This is a genomic window from Entomomonas sp. E2T0 (assembly GCF_025985425.1).
In the GTDB taxonomy this organism is placed as follows: Bacteria; Pseudomonadota; Gammaproteobacteria; order Pseudomonadales; family Pseudomonadaceae; genus Entomomonas.
This window is the reverse complement of record NZ_CP094972.1, coordinates 2,852,614-2,866,289: the sequence shown is the minus strand read 5'-3', so window position 1 is coordinate 2,866,289 and position 13,676 is coordinate 2,852,614. Positions and strand designations below refer to the sequence as shown.

Sequence of the window (13,676 nt, the reverse complement as noted above, 5' to 3'; positions counted from 1 at the left end):
TTAGTTTCCTTTTTTATAGTCAGTAATAATAAACTCAGCAGCCCGCTCAGCAATCATGATGACAGGAGCATTAGTATTACCACTGGTGATATGGGGCATAACAGAGCTATCAGCAGCTCTTAAATTGCTGACACCTCTTACTTTAAGTTGTAAGTCAACCACCGATGTTTCTAGTGAGGAACCCATTCGGCAAGTACCAATAGGGTGAAATACTGTTTTACAATATTGTCTGATAAACTCTTCTAGTTTTTCATCTGTATCATAGCTTGAGTCAGGAGCTATTACCTCAGTTACAACACTTTTTAACGATGGTGCTTCAAAGAATTTAAGACCAAATTTTACAGCCCTTAATTGAGCGCTCATATCATCTGCTTCTGCTAGATAGTTACCTTTAATACGAACCATATCGTTAGGATCTTTACTACGTAGCAAGACTTCACCACGAGATTTGGGATATACATGACCTAGTTTTAAGGTAATACCATCGCCATCTAAGTCTTTTCTAGCATCTAAGTTGTCAAAGTTATCAATGACAGGTAGTGCATGAATCTGCGTTTCGGGTTTGCCGTCACCATCTAAATCAAAGAAACCACCAGACTCTAGAATATTGGAAGTAACCACACCATGTTTATAAGCTAACCATTCAATGCCATTAGCAATTTTTTTAAGACCTTTGGATTCTTGTAATAGGCTAGGTGTATTAGCTGTTTTAGCATTTAATGAAAGGTGTAGATGATCTTGGTAGTTTTTTCCGACATTAGGGCTATCAACTTTTAGTTCAATCCCTAATTCTTGTAGGTGATCTTTGGGACCTATACCAGAGAGCATTAATACTTTTGGTGTACCCATTGCGCCTGCTGTTACAATAATTTCATGGTTAGCCTGTGCTGTGATAGTTTGCTTGTGTTTATGTTTATATTGAACAGCTACAGCCTCACCATTTTCTATAATGATTTGTTCTGTTAGTGCATCAGTAACCACTGTAAGGCGATCATTATCGATAACTCGACTTAAATAGGCATAAGCTGTACTAGCACGTTTTCCCAAGTGGGTGGTACTTTGAAAGTAGCCAGCACCTGCTTGTTCAGCACCGTTAAAGTCTGTTACATAAGGAAAACCTAACTCTTGTGCTGAGCGTATGTACGCCATACTTAAAGGATGTCTATAACGATTTTCACTGACCCATAAGTGACCTTTAGTACCGTGATAAGACCCAGATAAGCTTTCATTATTTTCTGCTTGGATAAAGTAGGGGAGCACATCTTTATACCCCCAACCTGTACAGCCATAAGTTTGTTGCCAATCGTCATAGTCTTGAGCATTACCACGTACATAGATCATACCATTAATGGAGCTGCTACCTCCCATTACTTTACCTTGAGGAACAGGAATACATCGATTGTTAGCAAAAGGCTCAGGATCTGTCACATAACCCCATGTACAGCTTTGCATAACAAAAGGAATACCAGCAGGCATGTGAATAAAAGGATTAGTATCTTTTGGTCCAGCCTCTAGTAATAGTACAGTAGCATTTGTTTGCTCAATTATTTTAGTAGCAATAACACAACCAGCAGAACCCGCGCCAATAACAATAAAATCATACTTTTTGTTCATTATAACCTCTAAATTGTTTATTATTATGTGTCTTGTTGGACAATAGTTTTTGTTGGTTTACTTCATTTAAATCTAAACAAACAGGTTATTTATATTAGATAATGTTGCAGTATTAATACGGTGACATTAGTTTATTATGCTTCGTTAATAATCTGGTCAAGATTGTCATAGACATTGGGATACAATTTCTTCAATAAAATTGAATAAATAAAACCACCCACAGCCGTGCCAAATACTAATACAGGAATGAGATAAATTAGCTTGGAATGCACACCACTTAAAATATCCAGATTTACTACTACAATCCATAAAAAAGCACTCATAAAAATAGCGGATAAAATAGGGGCATAGAGGACTTTCCATTTCGGTAATTGTAGTTCAGTATTTTTTCTAAAATAAGCTATCACAGCTAGAGAAACCAAAGTTTGTAGCAGTAAAATAGCCATTGTGGTAATGGCTGAACCCCATGTAAAAATATCGGTAAGAGGATTTTGATTGCCAATTACTAATACCGTAATAATTAAAATCATAGTAATTGTTTGGCAGATACTAGATAAGTAAGGCGTACCTTTTTTAGGATGCAATTTAGACAGTTTTGACCAGAATAGGCCGTCACGAGAAATATAATAGAAGTAGCGTGCAACATTGTTATGGAAAGATTGTGTAGCAGCAAATAGACTAGTGATTAAAAGAACATTAATCACTAATACACTCCATTTGCCTAGGGCTGATTGAGCTAAATTAAATACGAATAATTCGGGGTTTTTTGCTACAGCTGCTTGAACATTAGCTACGCCATAAGCTTGAATAAGGCCCCAACTACAAAATGCAAAAAAAGTAGTGATAATCACTACTGCGATAATAGTAGCCATAGGGATTGTTTTTTCTGGATTGCGGCATTCTTCTGAATAAATAGCGGTTGCTTCAAAGCCAATAAAGCCTGCTACAGCAAATACTAAAGCAATACCTACATTACCACTAAAAACAACGGTTGGATTGAATGCTGTAAAGTCTAAAGCGCCTATTTGTGCATGTTTATAAACTGTTACTACTGCAATAATTAAGGCAATACCTACTTCAAGTAGCATTAAAATACCTAGTACTTTACCGCCAATTTCAATGCGCTCAATGCCAAGTAAACATACCACTAATAACATAGCAATGGTATAGACCCACCAAGGTAAATCTATACTGAAATAATCATGAAAGAAGATTTGGGTAAACAGGCCAAAGATTGCTGCCACAGCTATTTCAATGGAGACATAAGCTAGGATAGCGACACCTAGACCGCTAACCCCCAATTTATTGCCTAAACCTGCTGAGATATAAGCGTAAAAAGCTCCAGAGTTTTTAACATAGCGACTCATGGTAATAAAACCAATAGAGAATAACAGTAGTAACGCTCCCGATAAAATATAAATGCCCGGAATACCACCACCATTGCCTTCTAAAATAGCAATGGGCATACCGCCTACTAAACCTGTTAAAGGGGAGGCTGCTGCTACAACAAAGAAGACTAGTGCAGCTAAGCCAATACTGTTTTTCTTTAGATGAGTTGCAGAACTCATGTGAATACTCCTATTTATTATTTTATTAATGGTCATTTAATTGTGATTATTATTTTGTTAATAAAATAGAAGTATTGCTCTATAAAAAATAGAAGAAATCGGTAATGTAGTTAAATATTAATCATATGTAATGCGTTTTTGATAGAAACTATGTTGTATTTCTGTGGTAAATTTTTTAGGTGATATCGCTGCAAATTTTTTAAACTCTCTTAAAAAATGAGATTGATCGGCATAACCAAGATCAATAGCGAGATCAGTTAAGTTTTTGAGTTGTTCTTGTGCAGTTAAATTAAATAGGGCTTGTTGGAATCTTAAGATTAAACAGTAGAGTTTAGGTGATATGCCAAATTGTTCAGTAAATATTTTATAGATATAGCGCGCTGAAAACCCTGTCAGCTCTTCTAGTTCAGTAATTCTAATATCACCATTATACTGATACATTAACTGACTAAGTTGTTGGCATAAGTCAGACTGTCTATTGGCTAGTCGATCAGTGTAGTTTTGCATAAAAAAATTAATCTGATTTGCAAAACAGTGGCTAGAAGCAATTTTTTCGATTAAAGGGGAGGCGTTAGGGTCAATATCTGCTAAGGCAATTTCTGCATCTGTTAGTTCTTTGGGGAGTATCGAGGAGAAGTCAGGTGCAAAGCCTGGTACAAAACGAACCCCAAAATAGCGTTTGTTTTTTTGTAACTCAACAAGTTTAGCCGATATAGTGCTGCCACAAATCCGAGCAGCAGGGGTGGTAGGATCACATAAGAATAAGATATCGGTACAGGCATCTGGTACAGCAAATGTATAACCTTCTGAATTATCAGCAACAAAACTATAAAAGTGAGAGATAACAGAGTTATCTACCATCTTTTTACGATAGGTAGAGTGGGTACTTAATACAAAATAGGGTTGTATATTTTTTGTTTCTAGTGCTTTATGAGAAAAAATAACGCTCATGTTTTACCTTTTTGCTAAGCTTTTTTATTGTTGTTTTGAGTGCGTATTATATTTACAAAGTTAATGTACATCTGAAATTAGATTAACGTATAACTTGTTTTATATATATTTTTCTAATTTATCAGTAGTACAGATTTATTCTATTTTTATCTTAGCACGGTCAATAGAATTAGCTACAACTAAAAATAAAAAATTAATTTATAAGCTAATAGCTACAAATAAGGATAAAAAATGTTAGAAGTAGAAACGCCTACCTATTACACGGCTACTAAAAAATATAATTTGAACTTTCCTTCGCTTGAGAATGATATTGATGTTGATGTTGTTGTTATAGGCGGTGGCTTTTCTGGAATTAATACAGCACTTGAGTTAGCTGAAAAAGGTATTACCAATATTGCTGTATTAGAAGCAAAATACCTCGGCTATGGTGGTACAGGCCGTAATGGTGGACAAATTATGGCTGGGATTGGTCATGATCTTGATGCTATAAAAAAAGATGTTGGTGAAGAAGGACTTAAAACAATTTTTGCCATCAGTGATCAAGGCTCTAAGATTATTCAAGAGCGGATAAAGAAATATGATATTCAAGCAGATTTTTGTCATGGCTATGGTTATTTAGGCTTTAATGCTAGGCAAACTAAGACTCTACAAGAGTGGGAAAAGGGATTTAAAGAGTTAGATAAAGAAAATGAGATTTATCTTCTAACAGGTTCAGATGTGCAAAAAGTTGTGGGTTCTACTGCTTATGAAAGTGCTTTAGTACATATGGGGGCAGGTCATGTGCATTCGCTTAATCTGCTATTAGGTGAGGCTAAAGCTTTATCTTCCTTAGGTGCACAGATTTATGAATATAGCCCTGCATTAGAAGTGACCTATGGTTCAACAATTAAAGTAAGAACAGCCAAAGGTACGGTTACTGCCAAGAAGATGCTATGGGCCTGTGATAGTTTCATCAATAAAATGGAGTCACAATTAGATAAAAAAATTATTAATACTTATGCTTTTCAATTAATGACAGAACCATTATCAGATGAATTAATAGAACGTATTAGCCCTATTAGAGGGGCTTATAGCGATATTAGGCCTATTATCGACTACTATCGAGTAACTAAAGAAAACAGTTTGTTATTTGGTAGTGCAACAAGGTTTGTAGAGCATATCCCACATGATTTAAAACAGTTTAATCGTAAACTTATGCTGCAAATCTTCCCTTATTTAAAAGATGTGAAGATTGACTTGGCGTGGGGTGGGCCAATGGGTTGTAGTGCCAATTTATTCCCACAAATAGGTAATTTGCCAAATCAGCCTAATGTTTATTATGTACAAGGTTATTCAGGGTTTGGTGTTACACCGAGTCATATCATTTGCAAAATTCTAGCATCAGGTATTGCTGAGCAATCTGAATATTATGATCTTATCAGTAAAGTTCATCATCGAAATATTATTGGTAAACAGTCAATTCGTCCACTTCTGTTAACAGGTGCTAAATGTTGGCATCAATTATCAGGGTTTTGGACTGGTCGTAGATAATTTTTTATAGGAGATAACACAATGATGTTAAAAATAAATAAAGACCTTACCTTAGAACAATTAGACAGCTGGGGAACAGTGATTGATTTAGGGTCTGAATTAATCGAAGGTGATGGTAAAGCCTATGGTAAATTCACCTTAGGTAATCCAGAGTTACCATCAAGTGGTGGTTATTTTGGAGTGACTAAAAGTGTTTTTCGTATGACTTATCCTTTTTCTGAGCAGGCTACTATTGTTAAAGGTCAAGTGACTTTAACCAATGAAGATACGGGTGAAAAGTGGACTTTTAAAGAAGGTGAAAGTTGGATTGTAGAGAAAGGTACTAAGGTACTGTGGGAGGTAAATTCTGATTACTTTATTAAGCATTATTTCTCAGCAAATTAGTTTAATAAGGTCAAATAAGTTATAGCACGTTCAAATTAATAATCAATGATTACTATATGGCATGGAAAATGGAGTTTTCATGCTTGTAGTAAGCAATAACACTATCAAAATAATAAAGTTAATTGAGGTAAGAAACGTGGGAAACAAGCGCATATATTTAGCTACATTAGTAGCTTTAGGGTTGTTCTGTGCACCATTACAAGCTTATACCTTGTATAAAGATGATCAAACAAATTTAAATGCAGATGTACAAGCTGTATTTGGAATGTTTAACAGCAGAAAGAATTATGATGGTAGATCAGGAGGATCTACTTGGCGAGAAGGTTTTATTAAATATGGTGTTAATGGTGATCATCGTTTTACTAACTCTATGCAAATCTATGGTACGTTAAACTGGGTTAGTTCTGCTACTTGGGGCGATGGTGATGCTGCAGGTAATACAATAGGTGATGAGCGGATCACTAAAATAGAAGATGTGTTTATTGGTTGGCGATCAGGCAATATTTTCACTGCATTAGGCGATGATGGAGTTGATGTGTCCTTTGGTCGTCAAGTAATTACTATTGGAGATGGTTTTTTAATTAATGATGATGGGCCTAATTTAGGCAAGGGTCCTATGGATGGTAAGTTAAATCGAGGCGGAGCTTATTATCTGGCAGCAAGACATGCTTTTGACAAGACAGCTGTAGTACGTTTGGGAGGCCAAAAGGGTTTGCGTAGTGATTTGATTTGGTTAAAGTCAGACAATAGAGCACAAGCTAATACAGGACTGTTAATAGGTACTTTGGAATATGTAGTGGATCTAGGTACATTAGGTTTTACTTATATTCATGGTCGTAATGTAGATAAAAAATATGCTTCTGATATGCAGTTAGCAAGGGATGGCATGAATGTTTACAGTATTAGAGGCGTTGGTAATTTAGGGATTCATAAAGACCTTAATCTGTCCTTTGAGTATGCTAAGCAACATAAGGATAGGTATACAGATGGTCAAAAAATATCAGGTAAGGATAATGAAACTGCTTGGTATGCAGAAGCTGGTTGGACTTTTTCAGAAGTACCTTGGTCTCCTAATATAAGTTATCGCTATAGTCGCTATTCATCACAGTGGGATTCATTATTTAATGGTCTTAGTAGAGGTTATGGAACTTGGTTTCAAGGCGAGGTGGCAGCAAATTACGCAGGGCCATATAACTCAAATACAAGTATTCAGCATGTGGCATTTAAAGTAACGCCTTTGGAAAATGTAACAGTAGGGGCACTTTATTTTGATTTTAATACCTTACATAAGAAAAATAATCTTAATTTAGATGCACAAGAGTTAGATTTATTTGTGGATTGGGCGGTTAATGATCATTTAGTCATATCGCCCTTAATTGGCTTATATAATCCTAAAAAATCGGAGAAGAATGGCGGTAATCAAGTAAGTAGTAGTGGTACAAACGTCTATAGTCAATTAGTAATGGCAGTTTCCTTTTAAAAAGTATAAATAGTAGGTTAATTAATATAAGTGGAGTTATTTTTATAATAAAAAGATTTTTAAGTTTAAATTAAAGTAACAATGAGATTATCTAAAAAAGTAGTGTTTATCTGACTATAAATACTAGGCTTGTTGTAGTAAATCAGTAAACGTAGTATTTTTTTAAGATATTCTGAATTCAGATAACATGAATAATATTGTTAGTTTAATAGTTGAGTAGCTTATGCGATTTACTCTAAGTTTTAGTTTGGTTGTGTTTAGCTTAATTATAGCCGCTGGTTGTTTATGGGTAGCTAGTTATTTAGCTTGGTATTGGGCAATATTAGCTATTTTTCTGTTTGCCCATATTAATAATATGCCCTTCTCTATAATGCATGAAGCAGCACACGGTGTAGCCGCTAACTCTAAATTAGGTAATCGTATTATTGGAGTGATGAGTAGTTGGGCTTATCCCACTTCATTTTTATTACAAAAACAAGCACATCAAGGACATCATGAACGTAATAGGACAGATTTAGATCTTTATGATTATTATTTGCCCCATCAGTCTAAATTCAGACGCAATATAATTCTATATGGTGGTAATTTATTAGGCTTATATTATGTTTGTGTAGTATTTAGTAACTTCGTTTATTTGATTGCTAGTGGTTTTTATCGATCAGCTTTTTTTAAAAAGAAAGTAGCTACTAATTTAGAGTGCAGCCATTATATAGCAGATATTTCTAAACTACCTAGTTTACAGGTATGGTGTGAGATAGCTCTTTCTTTTGGTTATCAGGCTTTATTAGTTTGGGTTTTAGATTTAACCTTTTGGGGTTATGTGCTTTGTATGTACGCATTTGCATTACATTGGTCTGTTTTGCAATATGCGGATCATGCGTGGAGTAGTCGGGATATTAAAAATGGCGCATGGAATCTAAAGGTGTTACCTATTTTTCGTTGGCTTGCTTTAAATTATCACTATCATTTAGCTCACCACCAACATCCTACAGTGCCTTGGTATGATTTACCTAAGTATGTAGATAAGCAAGAATTACAACCTAGTTTTTGGCGAGTATATTTTACCTTGTGGAGAGGGGTGCGCCCAGCTCCACCTATGGGCGCTGCTGCCGACTTAGACTTTCTTTTTCCGGAATATAAAGAAACCAAGTAATAAGCCTAAAATTAAGCCACCTGCTAAACCTCCAATTAACATTTTATTAATTGCAGCAGAGGCTTCATCTAAAATAGGGTTATTTAAGAAGTCTGTACCCATATGCATGGTTCTAATTTTCCATGCACCATCTTCTAATGCAACAGTGGCTGTCCAACGAGTTTTTATATTATAGATTCTACCATCGCTTAGGGTATATTGTTCATGTCCACTACCGTAAGAGATACCCCATGTTTTATCAGGTGAAATCTCTGTGAGTTGATCAGGCGTAAATTGTATGGTTAGTTTTTTCAGAAATTTGTCTGAACCAAACCATGAGCGCATATAAGGTATTATAGCTTCTCTACCATTGATAAATTCTTGTGTAACAGGTGTGGCTCGCATGTCTTTACTAAGTACAGGTAGCATCTTGTCATAGTCACCTGTATTAATCGCTTCAGTAACTGTTTTTAATACTTGTCTTAATTCATCATGAATTGCATTATCTTGCTCCTCTGCCATTATATTAAAACTAATTAACACCAGTAGAGCGGCAATAATCTTTTTCATAGTATCTTCCTATAATCATATGAACTAATAATGACAGACTAAATCCTGTAATTACATCTAATAAATGATGTTGATGCACTAGTATTGTAGAGCTAGTTAAGCCGATTAACCATAAATAAAATAGGTAACTTAAATATTTTTTGGTGTTTGCTGTAATAATAAAAACAATAGTAGCAGAATAAACGACATGCAATGATGGTACAAGATTATAAGGATGGTCTAGATTAAATAGTTGGCTATATAATAGATGATACAAGGGCTGCTCTGGAATAGTTCTTGTGAATCCCAAATGGCAGGGTATTAAAAGAAAAATAAAAGCAGCAATTATAGTAGCTATGATTAATTCTATAGCTAATCGTTTTAATGCCGTAGTATTTAATACAAATACAGGTATTAAGAGTACTAAATACATAGAAAAATAAGGCCAAATAAAACTAGCAACAAAAGGAATTTGTAATTCAAAGGGTAAGTAGAGGCCAAAAGTATGTTGTCTTTCACTGGCATACCAGTTTAACAATGGATATAACCCAAAAAAAGCAATACCAACCAATGTTCCCCACATAAGAAAAATTTTAAGACGTTGGCTGATGGGTTCTAGTGTATATTTAAGAAGGTTCAATGTTTACTTTTAAAGTTAAATTAATAATTTATTATAATAATTTTAATTGTGAAAATAAAAGCATATTAATTGAAATTAAGTTTTAAATAAGGAAGTAGATATATAAATGTAAAATAAGTGCATATGTTAAAGTTAAAGTATCAAGTGTGTTAGACTGACAAAGATAATTATTAGAGTGATTGAGACTTTTAAGAAAATGAATTATCAGGCCTACTTTCAAACAGTAAACTCCATTACTGCTAGTAAAAAGCAACAAATGGCCGCTATTTATTTTCAATATTATCAAGGTAGCGATTTAGAGCGTTTTTACCAAGATTTAGACAATAAAAATGAAGTGCTTTTTCTAGAGCAGCAAGGGCAGATGGTTGGCTTTACAACCATAGAGTTTTATTCTTTTCAGCAAAAAATGATTGTTTATTCAGGTGATACTATTGTAATGCCTGAGCATTGGCAACAACAGTCATTGCATTCTGCTTGGATTCAACGGATGGGTAAATTAAAGCAAGATAACCCTACGACTCCCATCTATTGGTTTTTATTAGTGAAAGGCTATAGAACTTATAAATACTTAATTGTATTCGCAAAGAGTTTCTATCCACATTGGGATGGATTACAACCAGAATTAAAACAATTGGCTGATCAGTTAGCAGTAGCTAAGTTTGTAGAGCTTTATAATGTGCGGACAGGGGTTGTGGAGTGTCCTAGTGAGTATGGCTATTTAAAAGAGGATTTGACGGATATTGCATCCCATGAGCAACAAAAAAAGTCGAGTCAATTTTTCCTTAGTAAAAATCCTTATTATTATAAAGGCCATGAGTTAGTTTGTTTATGTGAGCTAAGTGCTGATAATTTACAGAGTCGTGCTCAAAAACTATTTTTAGATACTAATATTGAGTACCGAAATGAATAATCCTTGGCAACATTTTGCTCAATATTTAGCGCCAATAGCGCAGTCCACAGTTGTTGTACAACAGCAGTGGTTAGCACAATGTTTAACCCATAATCAGCACTCTGTTTATGGTCAGCAATATCAATTTGCTAGTATTAATAATATAGCGGAATATCAAGCACGTGTTCCTATTACTAATTATGAAATGCTATATCCTTGGATTGAAAAATTATTACGAGGTGAAACTAATCAATTATTTAATGGTGAGGTAATCGCTTTTGAAAGGACAGGTGGTAGTCATAGTGGCGGTAAGCTATTTCCCTATTCAGCAAGAGGTTTAGATGACTTTCGGAGAGCTGTGTTAAATTGGTTAGCAGAGTTAATTGCTCAATATAAAATTACTAAAGGTAAAGTGTATTGGGCACTTAGTCCTGCTACTGCAGAGCCACAGGCCACAGCAAAGGGAGTAGCTATTGGCGGCGGTGATGTGCTTTATTTAGGGCATGAAAATCTAGCCGCTTTTATGGCACTATCTGCTGTTCCTTTTTCTGTTGGACAGGTAAGTAATGTAGAGGATTGGCAATTATTAACACTCTATTATTTATTACGTAGTGATGATGTAACGGTTATTTCCATTTGGAGCCCTAGCTTCCTTATCCAGTTATTAAAGGCTTTACAACAGCAACAGAATAAGCTTTTAGATTTATTAAATAATGGTGGTATGGTTGCTAACCATGTCTTAGCAAAAGATATAGAGGCTGCTCAGCGTTTACAGCAGTATTTAAGTCAACAACAAACACAAATATTATGGCCTGATTTAGTAGTAATAAGTTGTTGGGCTGATGCGTCTTCGGCTATGCAGGCCAAAGTGTTAGCAGATTATTTTCCTTATACAAAGATACAACCTAAAGGCTTATTATCCACCGAAGCTGTAATCACAGTACCTAATCAGCTAAACGAAACCCTGCTTTGTACAGCAAGTAATTTTTATGAGTTTTTAGATGAGCAGGGAAAAATACATTTAGCTCATGAGCTAGAAGTACAACAGAGTTATCAGGTAATAGTTACTACTAATAGTGGACTTTATCGTTATGACACCACTGATATAGTCACTTGTTTAGGCTATCAGCAAGATAGGCCTATTGTTAAGTTTATAGGACGAGCAGGCGTTGTTTCTGACTTAGTGGGTGAAAAATTAACAGAAAGTTTTGTTAATCATTGCTTAGCACCACTTAAAGGGTTTGCAATGCTTTGCACAAACAAACCAGAATGTAGTTATATTCTGTTAACAGATCAAAATTATTTTGACGAGAATAAACATATACTAACAATTATTGAGCAAGCGCTATGCAATAATCCACAATATGATTATGCTAGGAAGTTACAGCAACTGGCACCACTAACGTATAAAGCAATTGATGCGCCCAATAAGCAGTATTTAACGTGGCAATTAGCTAAGGGTAAACGATTAGGTGATATAAAGATTCCAGCTCTGTTTTTGGGAGACTGGAGAAAAGTATTTCAAGTGTAGGTAATAAACAATGGAAGTAAAATATAACAACGATCGCAAAATGAAATTGGTACTAATTTCTCCAAAAGGGCCGTTATATCGTAAGAGTGGTGGGATTTTTAAAAAATCCTTACGTTACCAACCGTTGACTTTAACAACCTTAGCCGCACTAACACCCAAAGAGTTACCTATTGAAATTACCTTGATAGATGAAGGTATTATGGAAATACCTGCTGATTTACAAGCGGATTTAATAGGTATAACAGCCATTACTGGAACAGTAATAAGAGCTTATGAGTTGGCAGATCAATTTAGGGCAAAAGGCATTAAAGTATTATTAGGTGGCCCTCATATTACTTTAATGCCAGAGGAAGCGACTGAACATGCGGATGCTATTTGTATAGGCTATGCAGAGAAAACATGGCCGCAACTCATTTATGATTTTTTTGCTGATAAATTACAACCTGTTTATAAACAAAGTGAATGTTTTGACTTAAGTAACAATACATTACCTTTCCCTGAAAGAGAACGTTTTGATAGTAAATACTTTCTAACTCAGGCCGTATTTGAAGCGACTCGCTCTTGTGGTCATGACTGTGAGTTTTGTGTGGCACCTACTGCATGGGGGCGTAAGCAATATCAACATCCAGTGTCTTGGGTAGTAGAAGATATCCGCCAATTTGTAGCGAAAACAGGCAAACGAAAGCTTATTTTTGTTGATTTAAATTTAGTATCAGATCTTGAATATGCTAAAGAGTTATTTACCGCACTTATTCCATTAAAAATCCAATGGTTTGGTCTATCAACTGTATTAATTGCTCATAATAATGAATTAATGGAGTTAATGGCTAAGAGTGGTTGTAAAGGATTATTGCTAGGCTTAGAAACTGTTACTACTGGTAGTTTAGGGGATGCAGGCAAGAAATTTAATTCTTCAGTTAACTATAAAGAATTAATAGGTACATTACATAAATTAGGTATCTCTATTCAAGGTTGTTTTGTCTTTGGATTAGATCATGATACGTTAGATACCTTTGATGCAACCGTAGAGTTAGCCATAGATGCATGCATTGATTTACCACGTTTTTCTGTATTAACACCTTTTCCAGCAACACCTCTTTATAAAAGATTAGAGCAAGAAAATCGCATTTTAACGAAAGATTGGTCACTCTATGATGCACAACATGTTGTATTTGAACCAAAGTTAATGACCGTGCAACAGTTATCAGATGGGCATGAAAGGGCTTGGAAGAAGATATATCAATATAAAAATATTTTTAAACGCTTATGGGGGGCGCGTAATTTCCAATCTTTAGCATTAACAGCTAACTTGGGTTATAGATTTTACGCACATAACCTGCATAAGTTTTATACCTGTGATTGGCCTATTGAGCGTAATCCTTCTAAAATTATTTTGCAAAGTAAATAA

12 protein-coding genes are annotated in these 13,676 nt (G+C 35.0%); 7 read left to right on the top strand and 5 right to left on the bottom strand.

Annotated elements, in window-relative coordinates:
- From MTZ49_RS13645 to MTZ49_RS13635, 3 genes are all read right to left on the bottom strand, one after another.
- Complete coding sequence (locus MTZ49_RS13645) at nucleotides 1–1,614, bottom strand: GMC family oxidoreductase (protein ID WP_264746003.1); 1,614 nt, start codon at nucleotides 1,612–1,614, stop codon at nucleotides 1–3.
- A gap of 134 nt (nucleotides 1,615–1,748) precedes the next feature.
- Nucleotides 1,749–3,182 carry an APC family permease gene (locus MTZ49_RS13640; RefSeq protein ID WP_264746002.1) on the bottom strand — a complete coding sequence of 478 codons (1,434 nt, stop codon included), beginning with the start codon at nucleotides 3,180–3,182 and terminating at the stop codon, nucleotides 1,749–1,751.
- 117 nt (nucleotides 3,183–3,299) lie between these two features.
- Nucleotides 3,300–4,133: a helix-turn-helix domain-containing protein gene (locus MTZ49_RS13635; RefSeq protein ID WP_264746001.1), complete on the bottom strand. Its 834-nt coding sequence runs from the start codon at nucleotides 4,131–4,133 to the stop codon at nucleotides 3,300–3,302.
- A gap of 231 nt (nucleotides 4,134–4,364) precedes the next feature.
- Here MTZ49_RS13635 and MTZ49_RS13630 point away from each other — a divergent pair, with 231 nt between their 5' ends.
- The 4 genes from MTZ49_RS13630 (at nucleotide 4,365) to MTZ49_RS13615 (ending at nucleotide 8,680) form a co-directional block, all read left to right on the top strand.
- Nucleotides 4,365–5,663, top strand: a complete 1,299-nt coding sequence (locus tag MTZ49_RS13630) for an NAD(P)/FAD-dependent oxidoreductase (protein WP_264746000.1) — start codon at nucleotides 4,365–4,367, stop codon at nucleotides 5,661–5,663.
- 21 nt (nucleotides 5,664–5,684) lie between these two features.
- Nucleotides 5,685–6,047 carry a cupin domain-containing protein gene (locus MTZ49_RS13625; RefSeq protein ID WP_264745999.1) on the top strand — a complete coding sequence of 121 codons (363 nt, stop codon included), beginning with the start codon at nucleotides 5,685–5,687 and terminating at the stop codon, nucleotides 6,045–6,047.
- Between the two features lie 79 nt (nucleotides 6,048–6,126).
- Complete coding sequence (locus tag MTZ49_RS13620) at nucleotides 6,127–7,527, top strand: hypothetical protein (protein ID WP_413774154.1); 1,401 nt, start codon at nucleotides 6,127–6,129, stop codon at nucleotides 7,525–7,527.
- 223 nt (nucleotides 7,528–7,750) lie between these two features.
- Nucleotides 7,751–8,680 carry a fatty acid desaturase family protein gene (locus MTZ49_RS13615; RefSeq protein WP_264745997.1) on the top strand — a complete coding sequence of 310 codons (930 nt, stop codon included), beginning with the start codon at nucleotides 7,751–7,753 and terminating at the stop codon, nucleotides 8,678–8,680.
- On the opposite strand, the gene MTZ49_RS13610 is transcribed toward MTZ49_RS13615, so the two are convergent.
- Nucleotides 8,642–9,229, bottom strand: coding sequence for a YybH family protein (locus MTZ49_RS13610; protein ID WP_264745996.1), 588 nt, complete (start codon nucleotides 9,227–9,229; stop codon nucleotides 8,642–8,644). The genes MTZ49_RS13615 and MTZ49_RS13610 overlap by 39 nt on opposite strands.
- Nucleotides 9,192–9,791 (bottom strand): hypothetical protein, encoded by a 600-nt coding sequence (locus tag MTZ49_RS13605; RefSeq protein WP_264745995.1) that lies wholly within the window; start codon nucleotides 9,789–9,791, stop codon nucleotides 9,192–9,194. Before MTZ49_RS13605 ends, MTZ49_RS13610 begins: the two co-directional genes overlap by 38 nt.
- 232 nt (nucleotides 9,792–10,023) lie before the next feature.
- On the opposite strand from MTZ49_RS13605, the gene MTZ49_RS13600 reads away from it, so the two are divergent.
- From MTZ49_RS13600 to MTZ49_RS13590, 3 genes are read left to right on the top strand one after another with little or no spacing between them, the layout of a single operon-like run.
- A complete protein-coding gene (locus MTZ49_RS13600) occupies nucleotides 10,024–10,758 on the top strand; it encodes a hypothetical protein (RefSeq protein ID WP_264745994.1) in 735 nt (244 codons plus the stop codon).
- Nucleotides 10,751–12,268, top strand: a complete 1,518-nt coding sequence (locus MTZ49_RS13595) for a GH3 auxin-responsive promoter family protein (RefSeq protein WP_264745993.1) — start codon at nucleotides 10,751–10,753, stop codon at nucleotides 12,266–12,268. Before MTZ49_RS13600 ends, MTZ49_RS13595 begins: the two co-directional genes overlap by 8 nt.
- 40 nt (nucleotides 12,269–12,308) lie before the next feature.
- Nucleotides 12,309–13,676: a B12-binding domain-containing radical SAM protein gene (locus MTZ49_RS13590; protein WP_264745992.1), complete on the top strand. Its 1,368-nt coding sequence runs from the start codon at nucleotides 12,309–12,311 to the stop codon at nucleotides 13,674–13,676.